At 43.4% G+C, this 19,159-nt stretch carries 22 protein-coding genes and 1 pseudogene; 5 read left to right on the plus strand and 18 right to left on the minus strand.

The features are described from left to right. Entirely contained in the window at nucleotides 1-894 is an 894-nt protein-coding gene (rlmF, locus tag AC2UZJ_RS00850; protein WP_486948228.1) for a 23S rRNA (adenine(1618)-N(6))-methyltransferase RlmF, read from the plus strand. Here rlmF and AC2UZJ_RS00855 read toward each other — a convergent pair. Then, nucleotides 887-1,714: a class I SAM-dependent methyltransferase gene (locus tag AC2UZJ_RS00855; RefSeq protein WP_486948229.1), complete on the minus strand. Its 828-nt coding sequence runs from the start codon at nucleotides 1,712-1,714 to the stop codon at nucleotides 887-889. The two genes, rlmF and AC2UZJ_RS00855, sit on opposite strands and share 8 nt — an antisense overlap. A 90-nt stretch (nucleotides 1,715-1,804) precedes the next feature. Between AC2UZJ_RS00855 and AC2UZJ_RS00860 the strand changes: the two genes are divergently transcribed. Then, on the plus strand, nucleotides 1,805-3,028 hold the full coding sequence (locus AC2UZJ_RS00860; RefSeq protein WP_486948230.1) for an MFS transporter: 1,224 nt from the start codon (nucleotides 1,805-1,807) through the stop codon (nucleotides 3,026-3,028). A gap of 384 nt (nucleotides 3,029-3,412) precedes the next feature. Here AC2UZJ_RS00860 and AC2UZJ_RS00865 read toward each other — a convergent pair whose 3' ends face one another. Further along, on the minus strand, nucleotides 3,413-4,156 hold the full coding sequence (locus AC2UZJ_RS00865) for an endonuclease (RefSeq protein WP_486948231.1): 744 nt from the start codon (nucleotides 4,154-4,156) through the stop codon (nucleotides 3,413-3,415). On the opposite strand from AC2UZJ_RS00865, the gene AC2UZJ_RS00870 reads away from it, so the two are divergent. Next, on the plus strand, nucleotides 4,155-5,024 hold the full coding sequence (locus AC2UZJ_RS00870) for a BUD32 family EKC/KEOPS complex subunit (protein WP_486948232.1): 870 nt from the start codon (nucleotides 4,155-4,157) through the stop codon (nucleotides 5,022-5,024). The genes AC2UZJ_RS00865 and AC2UZJ_RS00870 overlap by 2 nt on opposite strands. Here the strand turns inward: AC2UZJ_RS00870 and AC2UZJ_RS00875 are convergent. From AC2UZJ_RS00875 to AC2UZJ_RS00900, 6 genes are all read right to left on the minus strand, one after another. After that, nucleotides 4,998-6,896, minus strand: a complete 1,899-nt coding sequence (locus AC2UZJ_RS00875; protein WP_486948233.1) for an FUSC family protein — start codon at nucleotides 6,894-6,896, stop codon at nucleotides 4,998-5,000. The two genes, AC2UZJ_RS00870 and AC2UZJ_RS00875, sit on opposite strands and share 27 nt — an antisense overlap. Then, a complete protein-coding gene (locus AC2UZJ_RS00880; protein ID WP_486948234.1) occupies nucleotides 6,874-7,425 on the minus strand; it encodes a gamma carbonic anhydrase family protein in 552 nt (183 codons plus the stop codon). The genes AC2UZJ_RS00875 and AC2UZJ_RS00880 overlap by 23 nt, the downstream gene beginning before the upstream one ends. Before the next feature lie 3 nt (nucleotides 7,426-7,428). Further along, on the minus strand, nucleotides 7,429-7,881 hold the full coding sequence (locus tag AC2UZJ_RS00885; RefSeq protein ID WP_486948235.1) for an NfeD family protein: 453 nt from the start codon (nucleotides 7,879-7,881) through the stop codon (nucleotides 7,429-7,431). Nucleotides 7,882-7,901: 20 nt separating this feature from the next. Beyond that, nucleotides 7,902-8,819: an SPFH domain-containing protein gene (locus AC2UZJ_RS00890; RefSeq protein WP_486948236.1), complete on the minus strand. Its 918-nt coding sequence runs from the start codon at nucleotides 8,817-8,819 to the stop codon at nucleotides 7,902-7,904. Between the two features lie 88 nt (nucleotides 8,820-8,907). Continuing rightward, entirely contained in the window at nucleotides 8,908-10,068 is a 1,161-nt protein-coding gene (locus AC2UZJ_RS00895) for a baeRF3 domain-containing protein (RefSeq protein ID WP_486948237.1), read from the minus strand. A 24-nt stretch (nucleotides 10,069-10,092) separates the two neighbouring features. Next, nucleotides 10,093-10,407 (minus strand): HPF/RaiA family ribosome-associated protein, encoded by a 315-nt coding sequence (locus tag AC2UZJ_RS00900; protein WP_486948238.1) that lies wholly within the window; start codon nucleotides 10,405-10,407, stop codon nucleotides 10,093-10,095. Between the two features lie 255 nt (nucleotides 10,408-10,662). Between AC2UZJ_RS00900 and AC2UZJ_RS00905 the strand changes: the two genes are divergently transcribed. After that, nucleotides 10,663-10,845: a hypothetical protein gene (locus AC2UZJ_RS00905; protein WP_486948239.1), complete on the plus strand. Its 183-nt coding sequence runs from the start codon at nucleotides 10,663-10,665 to the stop codon at nucleotides 10,843-10,845. A gap of 95 nt (nucleotides 10,846-10,940) precedes the next feature. Next, nucleotides 10,941-11,549 carry a class I SAM-dependent methyltransferase gene (locus AC2UZJ_RS00910; protein ID WP_486948240.1) on the plus strand — a complete coding sequence of 203 codons (609 nt, stop codon included), beginning with the start codon at nucleotides 10,941-10,943 and terminating at the stop codon, nucleotides 11,547-11,549. 1 nt (nucleotide 11,550) lies between these two features. Here the strand turns inward: AC2UZJ_RS00910 and AC2UZJ_RS00915 are convergent, their stop codons facing one another. The 10 genes and pseudogenes from AC2UZJ_RS00915 to rpoD form a co-directional block, all read right to left on the minus strand. After that, complete coding sequence (locus tag AC2UZJ_RS00915) at nucleotides 11,551-11,895, minus strand: DUF4168 domain-containing protein (RefSeq protein ID WP_486948241.1); 345 nt, start codon at nucleotides 11,893-11,895, stop codon at nucleotides 11,551-11,553. 242 nt (nucleotides 11,896-12,137) lie between these two features. Then, nucleotides 12,138-13,202 carry a c-type cytochrome gene (locus tag AC2UZJ_RS00920; RefSeq protein WP_486948242.1) on the minus strand — a complete coding sequence of 355 codons (1,065 nt, stop codon included), beginning with the start codon at nucleotides 13,200-13,202 and terminating at the stop codon, nucleotides 12,138-12,140. Between the two features lie 11 nt (nucleotides 13,203-13,213). Beyond that, complete coding sequence (locus tag AC2UZJ_RS00925) at nucleotides 13,214-13,894, minus strand: c-type cytochrome (RefSeq protein ID WP_486948243.1); 681 nt, start codon at nucleotides 13,892-13,894, stop codon at nucleotides 13,214-13,216. A gap of 160 nt (nucleotides 13,895-14,054) precedes the next feature. After that, on the minus strand, nucleotides 14,055-14,273 hold the full coding sequence (locus AC2UZJ_RS00930; RefSeq protein WP_486948244.1) for a hypothetical protein: 219 nt from the start codon (nucleotides 14,271-14,273) through the stop codon (nucleotides 14,055-14,057). Further along, a complete protein-coding gene (locus AC2UZJ_RS00935) occupies nucleotides 14,266-14,469 on the minus strand; it encodes a hypothetical protein (protein WP_486948245.1) in 204 nt (67 codons plus the stop codon). Before AC2UZJ_RS00935 ends, AC2UZJ_RS00930 begins: the two co-directional genes overlap by 8 nt. A 62-nt stretch (nucleotides 14,470-14,531) precedes the next feature. Continuing rightward, a complete protein-coding gene (locus AC2UZJ_RS00940; protein WP_486948246.1) occupies nucleotides 14,532-14,804 on the minus strand; it encodes a hypothetical protein in 273 nt (90 codons plus the stop codon). Next, nucleotides 14,804-15,304 carry a cytochrome c-type biogenesis protein gene (locus AC2UZJ_RS00945; protein WP_486948247.1) on the minus strand — a complete coding sequence of 167 codons (501 nt, stop codon included), beginning with the start codon at nucleotides 15,302-15,304 and terminating at the stop codon, nucleotides 14,804-14,806. Before AC2UZJ_RS00945 ends, AC2UZJ_RS00940 begins: the two co-directional genes overlap by 1 nt. Beyond that, nucleotides 15,304-15,834, minus strand: coding sequence for a DsbE family thiol:disulfide interchange protein (locus AC2UZJ_RS00950; RefSeq protein WP_486948248.1), 531 nt, complete (start codon nucleotides 15,832-15,834; stop codon nucleotides 15,304-15,306). The genes AC2UZJ_RS00945 and AC2UZJ_RS00950 overlap by 1 nt, the downstream gene beginning before the upstream one ends. After that, nucleotides 15,831-16,727 (minus strand): annotated as a pseudogene (locus AC2UZJ_RS00955) (cytochrome c-type biogenesis CcmF C-terminal domain-containing protein); the annotation flags it as partial. The pseudogene AC2UZJ_RS00955 and the gene AC2UZJ_RS00950, both read right to left, overlap by 4 nt. A gap of 70 nt (nucleotides 16,728-16,797) precedes the next feature. After that, on the minus strand, nucleotides 16,798-19,098 hold the full coding sequence (gene rpoD / locus AC2UZJ_RS00960) for an RNA polymerase sigma factor RpoD (RefSeq protein ID WP_486948574.1): 2,301 nt from the start codon (nucleotides 19,096-19,098) through the stop codon (nucleotides 16,798-16,800). Nucleotides 19,099-19,159: the final 61 nt, after the last annotated feature.

The raw sequence follows: 19,159 nt of genomic DNA on the forward strand, positions 1-19,159 counted from the left end.
ATGCATTCCTCTTACCAAAACTCTAAATTTCATCCTCGTAACCTCCATACCGGTCAGTATGATTTTGAACGCTTGTACGCCGCTTACCCAGAACTTAAGCGCTATACGCGCCTCAACCCGGCTGGCCACTACACCATTGATTTCACCAACTCTACTGCAGTGAAGCTACTAAATGCCGCCATCTTAAAAACGGATTACGGCGTGAATTTCTGGGATATTCCACCTAATTATCTCTGCCCGCCTATCCCAGGTCGCGCTGATTATATTCATGTGGTAGCCGATATACTTGCCGACTTAAATCAAGGAACTATCCCCACAGGGCCCGCGTTACGTGTACTAGACATAGGTGTAGGTGCAAATGCTATTTACCCTTTATTGGGTCAAGCCGAGTATCAGTGGTCGTTTGTGGGCACAGACATTGATCTACAAGCCATTAAATCAGCACAGCAAATAATTAACAAAAATCAATTAAATCATGCTATTACTGTGCGTCATCAACCTCAAACGAAGCAGCTCTTTAGTCAGGTGATACTCCCTCAGGAGCATTTTGCCATTTCCATGTGCAACCCGCCCTTTTTTAGCTCTGCAGCACAAGCACAACAGCAAAATCAACGTAAATGGAAAAACTTAGGCAAAACTACTAAAGCGCGGAATTTTGGTGGTCAAAGCAATGAGCTATGGTGTGAAGGAGGTGAGGTAGCGTTTATTTGCCGTATGATTCAACAAAGCCGAAATACACCCCAAATAGCCTGCTTTACTACCTTAGTCTCGCGTGAAGCCAGCCTACGTGCTATTTATGCCGAATTAAAACGCATGGGTGCGAAGAAAGTACGCACCATAGATATGGCCCAAGGGCAGAAAAAAAGCCGCTGTGTAAGCTGGCAATTTATTTAATCAGATACGCTACGACCCGTGCCGTTGACCTTAAAGAGGGAAACAAGGCTTGCCCCATTAAAACCGGCCAACTCATACTGCGCCATCCATCAAAACTAAGTAGATTAAAACTGTCCTGATACTGTAAATTTGGGTGCCACCGTTCAAAAACCCTATCGTTATCTACACCAAACTTAAAATCTGCATGCGTAAAACGTACTGAATCATGCAAATACGTATGCTGGCTTAACCAAGAGCCAATCACATCAAAATGAATTTCAGCTCCAGAAAAACGAGCAGCTATGTCCTCAAATAGCTGTTTATTTTCTGCATAAGAAAAGTACATAAGCACCCCTTCTATAATAAATATAAAAGTGGCCTTAGGATGGTTTTTCAGCAATGTGTCCATCCACTCTGTGCTAAACATACAAGCAGGCAATAAATGTTCATTGCTTTCAGGATTTAATAAACCCTTTCTAAAAGCAATGACCTCAGGCACATCGATTTGATAAAAATGCGCTTTTTCTGCTTGAGCACCTAAACGCTGCCTGCGGGTATCTAAACCACAACCCAAATGAACGATAACGGGCTCACTATGCTGCTCTATGAACTGCCGCACAATGGCATCAAAATAAGAAGCGCGTATCACCACGCCTGTCATACTCATGGGCGCCAATTCAAATTTCTGAAAATCGTAATCAATACGTTGCACCAACTGTGCTGCACTTTTATCAATCAACAATGGCGGCACTTGTTGCTGTTCTCGTGCTCTAGCATAAAGCGGAATTAATAAGGTTTCACTCACCCTGTTTTCTGCTATGAGTAGCTTTTTTTGCTTCATATGTCTGTCTCCTCACACATACTGTCACACGCTTTACATTAAGCCAGCATGTTAAAATGTTGCTTTTGGTTTTATAATTAGGCAACTCGTATGTACACCCTTGCACTCCTACAAAAATCCGTACAAAAAAAACCGTATTTATGGGTTTGCTTTGCCATGATTGTAGGGGTAATGGGCACGGCTTTAGCTAGCCCTTTATATCCACTCTATCAGCAAGCATGGCAGTTAAATGCGGGTGATATAACTTTATTATACGTGGTATATATGGCTTCTGCCTTGAGCAGTCTCTTATTCTTAGGCCGTATTAGTGATCAGCAAGGTTTTGTTATTGTATTGCGCGGTGGTCTTATCGTGGTGAGTATTGGAATTTTATTTTCCGCCATCGCGTGGAGTTATTGGTCTTTTATGCTAAGCCGAGTTCTTATAGGCCTAGCCTCTAGCCTAATTGTTACCTCCGCCTCTATAGGTCTAAACAAATTAAATCGCTCCAAGGATTTGCAACGTGCCGCTGCTACCACCAGTTTACTCATTGCTTTTGGTTTTGGACTGGGCCCCCTATTAGGTGGGCTCATTGCGCAATGGGCAACCGCTCCTTTACGCAGCAGCTATTTGCCTTCAATTGTAATGGGTGTGCTTGCGATTTACTCAATGTTTATGTTGCCAGCTAAGGCCCATCGGCCGGAAACAAGCTCTAAAAGCACGACACCTAAGGCTTTTTGGCGCCCTAGTGTGCACATACCTACCGCTATGGCACGCGCTCCTTTTTTATTGGCTGCTGCCTCCGCTTTTACGGCTTTTGCCATGTTTAGCTTATTTGCTTCACTAGCACCTAGTTTTATGCATGATATGGTGCCTTGGCATGGCCCGGCTATAAGCGGTGTATCCATTAGCGTGATTTTATTTATGTCTTCTGCTTTTCAGCTGTTGGCTAGACGCTGGTCATTGAAATACAGTTTGATACTCGGCCTGTTGGCGTTTACTTTAAGCTGTATTTTATTAATCGCGAATTTACAGCATGCTTCGGTATGGATATTTAGCAGTGCCGTTTTATCTTTAGCTTTTGGACATGGCTTATGTTTAATTGCCGGTATGGGCATAGTAAATCGCGTCGCTTTGCCCGAACATCGATCAGCTACCACTTCAAGCTATTTAATCGTGGCCTATTTAGGCGCCATCTTACCTATTATTACCACTGGTTTTTTAGCAAACCAGCTTGGCCTACAAACGGCGTTAATTATATTTTGTATTACTCTGAGTTTACTGTGTATGACGTTAGTGTTTGTGGCTTGGTTAAAAGTGAAATTTCCTCCCTAAAAAACCGATTTTGCTAATAACTATACAAAGAACCTCAGTGGCGCTATTAGCGCGGCATAGGACAAGATATCAACAGCTTATTCACAAGGTTATCCACAGCTTTTGGGGATAACTTTAATGGCCATTTTAAGCCTAGTAAAAACCCTACATATCACATAATTAAAACCTTAAAAACAACCGGTTTTTTACTATTTAGGCGAATAAACCTCCACAAAAAACAAAAAAACCTATTTATAATCAATGTCTTACACAAAACACCACGATTTACAACTTGCAATGATTTATTTTTTGAAAATATGGAATGAAAATGTAATTACAATCAACAAAACAACTTGACAAAAAAGATATCCACTACTTTTCAACAAGTTAGCATGCGAATGTAAATTAACGACAAATACGATCAATTAAACTCGGCTCAGAGATAAATGGGTTTACGTTCCCTTGTACAGCTGCAATGCGTTGATTACGTACTTGTTCCCAACGATCTGGTGGATAAGTCTTCGCCCATACGCAGTACAATCTACGCTCTTGATTGCTAAGATTTAGATCATATTCATTAACCATATAGAAGGTTATACGGGCAATTTTACCGCGTACGTTTTCTGGTGGTTGCACTTTGCGGCCTTTGAAATCCACCAACATTTGACACTTGCCATACATGCTTTTATCTGGACCGGGATTACGTGTCCACACACTAAAACGGTAATTACTGCGGTCATTGTTTATTTCTCCAATGGCAGGCGTGAGATTATGCAGATCCCCTTCAGCTTTCGCATAAACGGGATCCGTTTTAGAGCAATTAGAGCGGCCGCCATTTTGCCAACATTGGCGCTGATGCCCAATGGCCCAAGCCGGGACCACATGCTCCCACTCAATGCGCCCAGCACGGCGTGGATCTTTACGTATACGGTAACCACAGGCGTTTAAATTCACCTTTTTACCTTCATAAGGACAACCACAATAAAAGGTAGTATTTAAACCATTGAAAATATCAGGCAAGACCTTTTTTGCCTGATAGAAATTACGATGCCCTACCTCGTTTTTTCGGCTAACGAGCTCAGAAGCAGAGCTAGAAAAAGCAAGCAGGGATAAAAAAGACAGAAAAAAAACAGATACAAGGCGTTTCATGGCCTATAGTGTAGCTCTAATTTTGATTAATGACGATATTTTGAACCCAATATTTATGTCCTCTTCTAAACAACTAGGCGCGATAGATACCATAGAGCCATTAATAACCCCTTACTTAGAAAAGGGACAAATAGATCCCATTATCATCCATCATAATGACACACCTTATGTAGTGAAATTTGCCCGTAAAGAAAAAGGCAGGCTGTGGCGTGAATGGAGCAGTGCCGCCGCTTGCTTTATTTTCTTTGGCGTTAGAGTTAGGCCACGCCTCTTACGTACAGGCGATATTCATTTCGAAGCTGAGCGTTTGCGTACTTTAAAAAATGTTGGTTTGCATGTGCCTAGCGTGTACACAGAAACAGCACAATATATGGTGATGGAGCATTGTGGTGAATCTATAGCACATGTATTAAAGCACACACCACACAACACCAAACGCCTCTATCAGATAATAGATAGCTTAATTGCGCTACACCTAGCTGGCCAATGGCATGGCGGAGCACAGATGCGTAATCTCACCATAAAAAACAATATAATTTACCGTATTGATTTTGAGGAGAACACAGGCAATGCTATGCCGTTAGCTATGGCACAAGCTTACGATGTGCTGCAATGCTTTAACTCTATTGCCCTACTTCTTAATGAAGATCTAGAGCTAGGTAGCACGTTACTTTGTTACTATTTTAAAAAAACACAAAATCCAGAAATAATGCGTTATTTAGAACGTACTAATCGCTGCTTTCAGGTGTTGCGTAAAGCCACGGTACTACTCAGTAAAAGACGAAAAAAATCTAAAGATGTACACCGTATTTTATATTTTGCGGATATTTTAACGATGAGCTTAGCCGCTACTACGACCACCCGCTGAATGATGCAAAAATAATAATAGTGGCTTTGCTTCATCTAATGCTGCCGCCATATCGTGCAAGGCATTTATAAGGAGCCTGTCTGCTACACGATCAGCCATTTGCACTAAAACGCGTTGGCATTGATCCGGGTAAAGATCAAAATCCATTAGCTCTTGCTGTATTTGCAAGCCTAACTGTTCATTTGCTGAGCCAACCGCAGTCAAACGGTGCCAAGCTATCACGCTGTAACCAAAATTAATCAATGCCAATAAGCCTTTGGGCGTTTGCGCCCCCATCCATTGCCAAAGACCTAGAGCATAACGCGCCATACGTGCACGCCAACGCGACACTTCTCGAGGGGGCCGTTGTTTAATGACACCATACACCTCATTCACTAGCTGCTGCAGCAACACCCGCGCCCACGGCTCTAAATGACGCGTTAACAGCACAAAACTAAGACCTATGAGGGCAGCACCTATAATAAAAGCCAGTGAACCTTGAACCACAGCCCCTAAAGATACTGCTGGCATACCGAACTGGCTAGCTAATAAAAAACACATGGTGCCATCTAAGGCTGGAATTTCTGTTTTAGGATGCGTGCGAGCTATACCACCTAGCACCATAAAAGGCAGGAGACTCCAAACCATCCAAACCGAATCCTGCAAATAAGGTTGTAGGCTAAGTCGATATAACCCTGCTAGCACGGAGCCTACCGCTACCCCTACAAGTAAATGACGTACATGTAAGTGCGGCTTCGGTAAAGAGCTAACAATTAACGAAAAAATACAAACCCCTGTAGCAGCTAACTCAACAGCTGTGCTTTGACTTAAATAGGTAGCTAAACCAGCACCAAAACCTAATGAGGCACATAAATAAGCATTGCGTTTAGCTGTAACCCAATCTCTGGCTGGTTTAAAGCGCCGTAAAGGCAACCCGCTGCGCCAAAAGGGGTATTTATTTGTAAATAATGCCTCTTCAGCCCGTTTCATCTGCCCTAATGCACGACGTAAACGCGCTAAGCTCACTTTATTGGGGAGGTCTTCGGGATCTTGTCTACGCAAACCTTCTATCGCTACGCCTTGCTTAAACTGCGCGCTAAAAGTTTGTAATTGTTTAATGGTGTGAGAGGAGATCTGTCTGCCGCGCTGTAATTGCGCTTTTAACTGGGCTGCCGCCGCAATGGTTTCTAAAGCAGAAAAAAGTAAAGCTTCTACATACGCATTGCGTTTATAACCATCAACCGAACCTGCTGCTGTGTACTCTGCTTGTGCCTCTAACTCTGCAATACGCATACTAAGCACTCGCAACATTTTTTCAATTTTAGGCTGCTTTTGTTCTGTTAAAAATAACACCGCCGTTTGTACGGTATCAGCCGCTACCTGTCTTACTTGCTGATAAAACTGCTGCCGTGGGTTTTTAGGCGTGCCCAAGCCAGTCAATACGGTACCCACTACGACCCCAATAAAGGTACTTTGAATACGTGCCCAAGCTAGCTCTAAACCCTGATCGGGTGATAGGAGTGCTGGCAAAACCACAACGGCTACGGTAATGCCTGATAACAGCACCATATAGCTACGCACACCTTGTATTACTTGTAGACTTCCTGCACTAATAAAAATGATAAGCGTCATGAGTAGCAGTTGCCATACTGCATGATCGGTGAGCAAAATCAACAAGCCCACCGCTGCCCCTATCACCGTACCCATAACACGATAAATGGCACGTTCAAGCAACAGACCACGCGTGGATTGCGCAATAACCCATACAGGCATAGCGGCCCAATAGGGATTATCCACACCCAATAACACAGCTAAGACAAAAGAAATCCAAGCAGAAAAAGCGAGCAATAAGGCGCGTTGTATGTTTGCTTTATGCTGTTGAAGAAACGCCATTTGTTAAATATTCATCCTTTAATTTCACGTAATTAGCCGCCGTATAAGTGAAATAGGATTTCTCTTTATCTGTTAGAGCTCGTACGGCTTTCACTGGGCTACCCACGTATAAATAACCACTTGCTAAGGTTTTACCGGGGGGTACTAAACTACCGGCACCAATAATAACTTCATCTTCTACTACCACGCCATCCATGATAATGGCGCCCATACCAACGAGAATACGACTACCTAGCGTGCAGCCATGCAATATGACTTTATGCCCCACAGTGACATCATCACCTAGAGTTAAAGGGAAACCGTCAGGACTAAATGGACCCGCATGCGTAATATGCAACACACTACCATCTTGAATGCTGCAACGCTGACCAATACGAATCCTATGCATATCGCCGCGAACCACAGCAGTTGGCCAAATGGAGCTATCATCACCTATTTGAACATCCCCAATCACCACGGCGGACGGATCAACCCAAACCTTATTGCCTAATTGGGGAGTATGTTTTCTAAAAGTACGTATATTTGACATCTATTACTCCTTTATCACCTTTACTTTAAAACCCATGGTATCCACAGCGACAATGCGCACCGCTTGCGATGCTTTGATAACCTCATCGCTATAAGCGCTAAAAGAGCTGTCTTCTAAGCGTATACGACCCTGACCCTGCACAAAATCTTCACTCGCCATAGCGGGGCGACCTACATAGCTTTCCAAACCTTGATTTAATGCGTGGGGATTTTTCTGACGACTTTGCTTTTGCCATGTGGCACCCAACAACACGGCAGCCGTTACACTAATGGCTAAAGCAATCAACTGCCAAGCTAAAGCGGCCCCAGGGAATACAAATAAAAACACCCCTACTCCCGCGGCACCCAAACCTATCCACATTAAAAAAGCGCCCGGTATTAAAATCTCTAATAACAGCAATAATAATGCTGCACTGAACCAATACCAATAAGAGTCAAAAACAGCACTGAATGTCATAAGGTTTAATAATTAAAAGATTAAGATTTAACTTGTGTGGCTTTAAGCAGCTCACTAATACCGGCTACAGCACCAGTAACTCCAGATGCTTCTAAGGGCATCAACACAAGTTTACTGTTTTCAGATTGGCCAATTTCTTGTAGCGCCTCTATGTATTTAACCCCAAGGAAATATTGTATGGCTTGCACATCCCCCGCTTGTATAGCTTCAGACACATCACGGGTAGCACGCGCCTCCGCTTCTGCTTGACGCTCACGGGCTTCAGCATTAAGAATGGCAGCTTGTTTCTCGCCTTCCGCTCTTAATACGGCAGCTTGGCGTGAACCTTCAGCTTGTAGAATCTCCGCTTCTTTATCGCCATTGGCCTTAGTGACCACAGCACGTCTATGGCGTTCAGCGGTCATTTGTAAATTCATGGCCTCTTGCAGCTCAATAGACATATTTAAATCGCGTATTTCAATGCGGGTGATTTTAATACCCCACGGCGAGGTAGCGGCATCAACAGCAACTAATAAGCGATCATTAATTTGTTCACGATTTGAAAGCATGTGGTCTAGTTCCATAGAACCTAATACAGAACGCAGATTCGTCGTAGTTAGGTTGACGATGGCATGCGTAAGATTATTTACCTGATAGGCGGCCTTAGGGGCATCTATGATGCGATAAAACACCACGCCATCAGCTGTAACTGCGGCATTATCTTTTGAAATAACCGTTTGGGCGGGCACATCTAAAACTGATTCCATCATAGAAAGTTTACTGCCTACCCTATCCATAAAAGGAATAATCAATCCCAACCCCGGCTCCAGGGTGCGGGTGTAACGCCCAAAACGCTCTATGGTCCATTGCTGCCCCTGTGGCACCACTTTGATACCAGCAAACACGATGGCAATAACAACTATGACCAATATGCCTGTAAACGACAATAATGCTTCCATGACTGAGCTTCCTTATCAAATATAGGCCAAAAAAGAGGCCGATAATAGATGGCTATTATCGGCCTATTCCTTATGAATTGCTATCTATTTAGAATCGATAAATAGATGCTAAACCAGAATCAGTAGGCATATATGAGCTAGGAATTACCATCACCTTACCGCCACGACGCAATGTCATTTCTGCTAAATCATCTAAAACATCCTCAGCATCCGGCGCTGAAAAGTCTTCTAGTAATTCAACCTGACGATTTTCACGATCTACGCGACCCGCAATGCGTTTGTCGGCATCAACTAGCAGCGTTGCTACACGTCCATCTAAAATAGCACCTAAAGTACGCTCTAGATCAGAGTTGGCAAGACCGGTACCATGTGCTTGATGAAAATCTGCCACAGCATCTTGTACACGTTTAGCTGCCACCGGCTCCATGAGTTCCCACGTTCTTTGACGCAATTGATCTACTGTCAACGAAGTAGGGTCAATACTCAAACCTTCTTCCACTAGGAAGTTATTATTTGACAGTTTGCGGAAAACCCCTTGGTACTCAGAAAGGGTCACCAGAATTAAAGGCAACTGACTGTGTTTACTTACGCGTTCGTGCACCGTTTTATCTATCACACGGAAAAAACGTTCTATATCAATTTCTACAGCATCACTTTTCCCACCATGACCATGATGCATAGCCATACCGGGTCTAGCAGCTGGCCCTAAGCCATAATTACCCACTTGCTGAAAAGGCTCTGTGAGTTCAGTGCCAATGGCTTTTTCTGCTGTATCTGGGAAGTCTGAACCAAAAACCATATGGTCTAAAGAATCACGATTACCTTCATAAAGCTGAATCTCAGAACGAGTTAGGCACAGTACTTGGTAACGATCTTCAGTTTGTGTTTGACGTAATAAAGGCTTGAGATGCCAAGAATCTGCTACCACAGCAAAGTCTGGTGTGGGACGTTGTAAATGATAGATTTTAAATTCGTCTTTATTCGTTAATATGGCAATACCATCTAAAGTATGCTGCCAAAAATCGGTATTTTCAGCTAAATCATGAAAAGGCTTGAGCAAAGACTCATATTCTTTAGCAGGATAAGTGCTCTGTAATGACGTCTCTAATTTTTTAACTAAGTTTTTATAACGAATGGGATCTTGGGCATTTTCGGGATGACTACGATGTGTAGACTGATACAAAGATAAACAAGGACCCTCTTGTTTATCTAATAATTTCTGAAAATCCTGAGGATTTAATTGATGCATAGTATCTCCTGCTTCATGTAAATATTATTTTTCGTGCGCTTTCGCGATGGCGGTAGTTAACACTCTATTTAACTGACGTACTGCTTCCGTAATGGCTAAATTAATATCATCCGCTCGATGTTCTGCACTAAGAGGTTTTAATCCGGCTGGACGGCCTTCAACCAAGCAGCGTTTATCTTTAGCGCCAGATTTGCCACTATTTAAATCTGAAAGATGAAGCTCTACTCGGGTTAAATGCTGACGCTGATGCTTAAGCTCTCGATTAACCACCTCTTCAGTACGCTCACGCAAAGCTGCTGTGTTTTCAATGTGATTGTCTGTATTTATTTGAATTTGCATACTGCACCTTTATTTATTAACGAATTAATCACATGACAGACTAGTGAGTAATTATTTACTGTCTGCTCTATCTATAAGCATACTACATGCATTTAATTTTTGTTTTGCGCTAGATCGTTATTTATTTGAATTTACCTTATTTGCCCTTAGCTTTCGATCATGAAGAAAATACTTTATATACTAGTAAAAACCCTAGTTGTATGTTACAATTAAGGATTAACCCAAATAAATAATAATTATAGGAGTTTAATTAGTATGTTTAAAAACATGTTGCCTCAAGAGGCCCAAGTATCACGCCGCAGCCCTTCACAAATGGATTCACATTTACGTGGCTCGGCATTTGCCCCTTTAGCAGTTGCTCTGCACTTAGCCAGTTTACGTTTAAAAAAATTAATTAATAAGCGCGCTAAGGCCTTGAAATCTAAAAATCTAGCTTAATATAGTAAAGACATACATCTGCTCTCCCTTTAAACGTCGCACTGCCCACTGCGACGTTTTTCTTTGGCTACTTCTAACTAAAAGGTATATTCGTTATGTCACAACCTACCGATAACTTTTGGCATCAACGCTTTAATCAAGACACCTACTTTTACGGCACTGAGCCTAATGATTTTTTACGCGAAAATATAACGGTACTGCCATCGCAAGGGCGTATTTTATCTATAGGGGAAGGTGAAGGTAGAAATGCTGTGTTTTTAGCTCAACACGGCTTTGAGGTGACGGCCATTGATGGCGCAGCATCTGGTTTAGAGAAAGCCAAAAAACTAGCAGAAAAACGCGGTGTGAGTATCAACACTCAATGCCTAGACTTAAAGGATTATGTTTTTGAAGAAGAAAAGTGGGATGGTATTATTGCTATTTTCTGCCATCTACCGCCGCTTTTACGCCAACAAGTGCACAAGCAAATCATAAAGGCCTTGAAGCCAAACGGTATTTTTTTACTTGAAGCATATCATCCACAGCAACTCAGTCTTAAAACCGGTGGCCCGGGAAATGTAGAGCTACTCTATGAGGTGAGCACTCTGCAGCAAGACTTCGAAGGGCTAAAGTTTTTATACGCCGAAGAAAAGCAACGCCCTATCAATGAGGGCGAAGGTCACAACGGCATTTCAGCCGTTGTACAGCTTATTGCAAAAAAGTAACTTATTGCCCTTGTATACGCTGTTGAACTTGTTGTTGTAGCGCCTGATCTTGCTGAATGGCCATGCTAATGCCGTTGTATTCTTCTACGCTAAGACCACCTGACTCTACAGCAGAAACCATTTTTTCATCCGCCTCACGCATGATGTTTTGACGTGCCGCATCGTCTTTTGCAGCCTGAAGTTTAGGCTGATAATCTGCTGCCACCAAAGCAACTTGTTGTGCCACCTTGGCATATTGATCTAATTGCTGAGAGCTAGGAGCTATCACTTGTGCGCCTGCAGAAGGTGTAGATTGCGTACTTTGGGCGTGTGCAATAGGGGCTGCTAAACCAAAACTAATGGCCAAAACTAATGGCTGCAGCGGCGATAAATGCTTTCATATTTTGGGGCATTCCAAGCCTCCTTATTAACAACTTCAAAGAACCTTCATCATCGGCAATTCTGAGCACGATCTCAAGTTTCATTCTGTTAGTTATTATGAAAGCCGAGGATTTAATTATAAAGAAACAGCCACACCTCAAGCCTAAGTGCTTGATGGGTGGCTGTTTTTATTACTTCGTGATTTATTAATAACTGATTACAAGTTATTTAATCTTCGGTTTTTTTATTACCGCTGAAATCACGTGGACGTAAAATATCAGGCTTTAAAAAGTCTTTATGACCCACGTTGTCGTGATCGCCTAAGATTTTGCCATTGTATTCTTGACCGTACATGCTGTGTTTATAGAAAGTGTCATTATAGAGCTGACGCGTTTCTTCTATATCACCTGTGTAACGCACGTCTTGAGGGCGCTCTTGGCTGTTTACGTATTGAGCAATATCCCAAGCGTCTTGCTCAGAAATGCTGTTGGGCTGACCCAAAGGCATATTGTGTCTAGTGAAAGACGCTAAGGTGTAAACACGGGAAATACCCGCCCCCCAATTATAAGAGTCATCACCCCACAGTGCAGGGAAAATCACCTCGCCATCGGTTACCTTACCGCCACCGTCTTCATTATGACAAACAGCACAGTTCGCTTCATAAGCCACTTTACCGCGGGCCGCATCTGGCTTTTCTGCCGGATCAGCTAAACGCGGGTAACCGCGACCATAGATTTTTTCTTTTGGAAACATAGGTACGCCAGTGGCTAACCATTGGTGATATAGCGTAAGTGCCAACATATCATCACTACCGTAGGCAGGCGGCTTACCATTCATGGAGTAAGTAAAGCACCCCACTAAACGCTCTTCGAGATTATTAACATGGCCGTTTTTACCACGATAAGCGGGTAAATCAACGGCTGCAGGCCATACTGGACCCGCAAAAGGCAGACGCCCTTCACCCATGTGACAGCTAGCACAGTTCATGTTGTTAAACACGTTTTCACCGCGTAACTGCTGAGTATTAATGAATAAATCATGGCCACGACGAATGGCTTCTTTCATCTTAGGATGCAAATCAGAAGCTTCTAAGTCTTCCATGGTCGGTGGTATATGAACGAGCTCATCATCTTTGGGAGCAGGTGCACCCGGAGCCATTTCGCTGATCTTAATACGCTCCTCTTCGGTAAGATCTGCACCCATCTTTGTTAGTTGAGCGTGCGCTCCAGTCGTGCCAAATAAAAAAGCACCAGAAATTGCTACCGGCAATAATTTTTTAAAAATTGTTTTCATTCCTAATCCCTTTATTTCTGATCTTGATCTACAGCAGGCTGTGAGGCCAACCATGCGGAAACCGCTTCGATATCACGATCGTCTAGACGGTCAGCAATCACTTTCATTAAGTTTTGCGGATCATTAGTGCGGGTGCCATTTTGCCAAGCAGTAATTTGTTGCGCAATATAACCAGGATGCTGACCAGCCAGCTCAGGGAAGGTGGATCCATTACCCTGGCTATCAATACCATGACAGGCATTACACGACACAATGTAACGATCCCAATCACCAACTAAGGCCAATTTCTTACCGTGCTCAAGCATTTCTTCACTTACATCAATGGGTGCAGCTTGGGTGGGTGTTAGGCTAGCGTAATAACTAGCGACATCAACGGTTTGCTCGTCATTAAGCATATTAGCAAAAGGCAGCATGGATGCGTTTTCACGCGTGCCGTTTTTAAATGCTGTTAATTGTGCAACGATGTAATCACGATCTAAACCCGCTAAACGTGGCCAGGACTCACCGCCTGGGATATTCATACCACTACCGTCTGCCTGATGACAGGCCACACAGGTAACAGCTGCGGTTTTACCGCGCTCAATTGCCTCAGGGTCTAGCTCTGTGGCGACTGCTGTTGACATGGCCGTAGAAAGACCAACCGCAGCCAACATACCGGCTAACGGTAACCGAGTAAAAAGAGTACGAGTCATAATAGATAAACTCTCAAAAGATAGCCAAAAAAACGCTAAATCGCGCCCCCTATAGCCCTAAATTCTATATGGTTATGAACAAATAACCAAATATTACATAGAATAAGGTGGTTTTTTTTGACTTTACTTCTCTTTTGAAGACTTTTCTATCCCCTTTTACTTATTTTTGTATTAATTCTCGTAATATTTCAATTTTGCTATCTACCCAATCAACCTCTTCACCCGTAGCACCTAATTGTTCTTTAAGTGACTCTAATAAAACTAAGCCTTGAGTGTAATTCTCTTTTTCTACAGCTGATTCGGCCATCAACATCAGCACATCTAGGTTGTTGGCTTCTAGTGCTTGCGCTTGTAACAAGAGCTCGTCGGGCTTACCCATAAGCAATTACCGCATCGGCATGACGCCCCATTACCCTATAACTACGCGCTAACATAAGCTGCTGTATTAGATTATCTGGCTCAGCTTGAGCTTTGGCTTCTAAGCTTTGAATTTGATCTAAAAACTGCCCTACATCACCCGTTTTCATTAAATTTTGAGCCGGATCAGGTACAGACTGGCCTAAATAAAAATACATACCAGCCGCTAACAACGGCACGACCAGCAACAGAGCTGTCCAGTGTTTAGCTTGTCGTTTAGCTACGGGCTTTGCGTGGGATCTTCACCTAAGTCTGCCATTTCTTGCACTAAGCGCTGATTAAGTTGTTGTAATTCCCATTCATACGTTTCTGTATCGATTTCATCACGCTCTTTGGCCTGCGACAACTCTACTAGAGCATGCTCATGCAACTGATAACGTTTTTGCCGTGCGTTTATACCGGCTTTTGTCTGCGCCGTTTGCGCGCGGGTTAAAAAATAAGCCATCACAGCAAGCACTGCCAACACAATGACAGCCATGTAAAAATACAACATTACTCTTGCTCCTGTTCAAACTCTTTTTTAATTTTCGCTAGCTCTTTTTCATAAGCCCTACTTACACTGGATGCTGTATCATCCTGAGTTGAGGTTTTCATTTTTTGTTTACGCACTAATTGCCACACCAACCAGCCACCTAAGCCAAATAAAATTAAAAAAGGCGCAATCCATAATAATAAGGTACGCCCTATGAAGGGTGGCTTATAAAGAATGAAATAGCCGTATCTATCGACCAAATAGCTTTTGATTTCTTCATCGGTTTTACCGGTATTAATTTGCGCGCGCACTTCTTGGCGTAAATCATCGGCTAGGCCCGCGGGCGACTCCGCTAAGGATTCGTTTTGACACACTAAACAACGCAACTCTTTACTGAGACGATTAAAACGTTGCTCAGCTTCTTGCGTGCTTATGCTTATTTCTGCTTGTACGGCAAATACAGGAAATAACAATAAAAAACTTAGTAATACTAAAGACATTGAACGAGACATGGTTTTCATTACTCCGCCCTCTCACGCTGCAACAAAGGCTTTAATGTCTTATTCACATCATCCATGGTTAGCGCTCCAGCAAAACGATGCAAAATTCGGTTATCGGCACTAATAATAAACGTTTCAGGCACCCCATACATGCCTAAATCTATACCAAACTTCCCTGGCCTATCTACCACCACCGTTTGATACGGACTGCCCCCTAATTTTCTAAGCCACTGTCTAGCCTCTAGGGGGTCATCTTTGTAATTTAATCCCACTAAGCGCAACTCGGGATCCGTACGCTGCCAATCAAGCAGCACGCCGTGCTCAGCCACACATGCCGTGCACCATGAAGCCCACACATTTAATACCCACGGCTCACCCGCGAGCTGTTCAGAGGTAATTTGCTCGGTGGGTTTTGCTAAATTAGGCAAAGAAAAGGCCGGCAGTGATTTATCAATTAACGCCGAGGGCAATTTACCCGGATCGCGGGTGAGGCCTATGCCTAAAAAAACCAATAGTACTAAAAGAAGAAGTAATGGAATAAAGCGCTTCATACTTGAACTGCCTTTTTATTCTTTATCTTTTTCTTTGAAGATAAGCGTGATCTATAACGGCGATCTGTCATGGACAAAAAAGCACCGAAGGCCATCAAAATAGAGCCATACCAAACCCAACCCATTAACGGCCTATAATAAAAACGTATAAGCCATGGACTGGTATTCAGATCATCGCCTAGCATTTCACCCATAGACACATACACATCCTCAAAAGGCGTGTGATAGAGCGAGGCTTCAGTCATGGGTAATTCACTAGAAACGTATTTACGTTTTTCAGGTTTAAGCCAATAAATGGCTTTACCGTTTTTGGTCACTAAAAAATGTGCCATTAAACTTTGATAATTTGGCCCTTGAATGGCTTCCAAATTTTTAAAAGTCAATTCATATCCGGCCACAGTAACGGTTTCATTCGGTGCCACTTTACGGTGCTCTTCACTGGCATACCCCGAAGCCCAGGCAGCGCCTAGTACAAATACACCCACACCTATGTGTGCGATATGCATACCTAGACAAGAGCGTGGCTGTTTGCGCAACGTGGTAAACCAACTGTGCTTATTACGCGTCAGCTTTACCCGTTTGAGTACATCATTTAAGGAGGTGAAAATAACCCAAAAAGCTAAGGCCGAAGCCACTGCCACCCCCCAACGCCATTCGGACATAATGAAAGGTAATACTGCACCCAACGCAATGGCAAGGAAGATTAAGATAAATAGACCACGCCCCGGATCAGTAGCAAAAGAATGCACCGAGGTAAGCACGCCGGAGCGCACAATAAACATGCCTAATAACGATAAGGAAAAAGTCAGAATCGCCAGCAATACCGTCCAACGTTTAAAACTACCGCGTTTTTCTGTAACGGCTAAAGAGTGCATTAGCGCTGTACCCATAACGCCACCTCTATTTATTTAACAGAGATGGCGTTATGTTTACAGCGCAAAGGCTGGTCTATGGTAATGGAATTTACTTACCTTCTAAGAAGGATTTGAGCTTATCAGCACGGCTTGGATGACGCAGCTTACGCAACGCTTTAGCTTCTATTTGACGAATACGCTCACGGGTAACATCAAACTGTTTACCCACTTCCTCTAGGGTTTGGTCTGTGCTCATTTCAATACCAAAGCGCATGCGCAACACTTTAGCCTCACGTGGTGTTAAGGAGTCCAGCACGTCTTTGACTACATCACGCATGGAGCCATGTAGAGCCGAATCAGAAGGTGAAACGGTATTCATGTCTTCAATAAAATCACCTAAATGGGAATCATCATCGTCACCGATGGGGGTTTCCATAGAAATAGGCTCTTTAGCAATTTTAAGTATATTACGTACGCGGTCTTCGGGCAGATCCATTTTTTGCGCTAAGGTAGCGGGATCGGGTTCTTCACCCGTTTCTTGCAAGATTTGACGATTAATACGATTAAGTTTATTAATGGTCTCAATCATATGCACGGGGATACGTATAGTACGTGCTTGGTCTGCAATAGAGCGCGTAATCGCTTGACGAATCCACCACGTGGCATACGTAGAGAATTTATACCCACGACGATACTCAAACTTGTCTACTGCTTTCATCAAACCAATATTACCTTCTTGAATAAGATCCAAGAACTGTAAACCACGGTTGGTGTATTTTTTAGCAATAGAAATCACCAAGCGTAAGTTGGCTTCCGTCATATCACGTTTAGCTTGACGTGCTTTGGCTTCACCATTAAGCATGCGTTTATTGGCTTCTTTTAAGTCAGGCAAGGGTAAAACGACGCTAGCTTGAATTTCTAATAGCTTTTCTTGAATTTCTTGAATAGCGGGCACATAGCGCTCTAGGGTTTCAGCATAAGGCGGATTAGCAGCTAATTCATCAAGCACCCAGTTTAAGTTGGTTTCATTACCTGGGAAGCTCTTAATAAAATGCGAGCGCGGCATCTTAATACGACGCACACAAATTTGCATAATCTCACGCTCTAAAGCGCGTACACCCGCCACACGCTCACGCATGGTATCAGCCAGCTTCTCTACCATTTTAGCGGTGAAGCGAATGCCGATGAACTCATCGTGAATGTTTTTCTTGGCCTCTATATATCCCGGACTGCGGTAGCCTTCAGATTCAAAAGCAACGCGCATTTTATCAAACCACTCTTGGATGATGTCGAACTTTTTCAGTGATTTGATGCGTAGGTTTTCAATTTGCTTGCTGCTCATGGCGCCAGCAGGACCTTCATCATCTTCGTCTCTGACACCTGATCCAGCGTAATCTTCACCTTCATCATCAATCAGGCCATCAACCACATCATCAATTTCCATGGTGCCTTCACGCACCTCATTGATATAGGCTAGCACCTCATTCACTGTAGTAGGACAAGCCGAAATTGCCATTACCATGGCTTTAAGGCCATCTTCAATACGCTTGGCAATTTCAATCTCACCCTCACGCGTGAGCAAATCTACCGTCCCCATTTCACGCATGTACATACGCACCGGGTCAGTAGTACGGCCAAAATCAGAATCCACCGTAGTTAGCGCCGCTTCAGCCTCATCCTCAACGTCATCATCAGCAGATGCCAAGGGAGCATTTTCACTCATGAGTAAAGTTTCAGCATCGGGCGCCTGGTCGTAAACCATAATTCCCATATCAGTGAAAGTACCAATAATGGTTTCTATGGCTTCAGCATCGACTAAATCGTCTGGTAAGTGGTCATTAATTTCACTATAGGTTAAGTAACCACGCCCTTTACCCAGTTTAATTAAGGCTTTTAAGCGCTCACGACGTGCTTCTTGCTCGTCAGGCGTTAACTGACCACGACCTCCAAATACATCCCGAGCTCCACCGCGTTTGCTACCTTTTTTTGCCGGTTTAATCTCTGGGATGTACTCCTCGTTATCATGATTTTCATCGTCATCAAAAGCGCTGGTCTTGGCTGGACGCCCACGACGTGCAACGGGGACTGCTTTCTTCGCCGCTTTTTTGACAGCCTTTTTAGCCACAGCCTTTTTAGCAGCTTTCTTTGCTGCCTTTTTGGCTGCCTTCTTCGCTACGGCTGCAGACTCTTCTTCACTTGCTTCAGCCGCCACTTTTTTCACGGCTTTTTTCGCCACCGCTTTTTTTACCACGGTTTTTTTGGCGGCGGCTTTTTTAGCCACCACTTTTTTGGCGGCTTTTTTGACGGTTTTTTTCACTGATTTTTTTGCTGCTGTGGTTGTGCTCGTTTTTGATTCCGTGGCATCAATGCTTACAGAAGTGCTGTCTGCATCATCTGCAGAGGCAGCCATCGTCACAGAACGAGTTGTAGTATTATTGCCAGTCGATTGAGTCATATTGAATCCCATGGAC

Source organism: Paenalcaligenes sp. DL 309 (genome assembly GCF_057475285.1).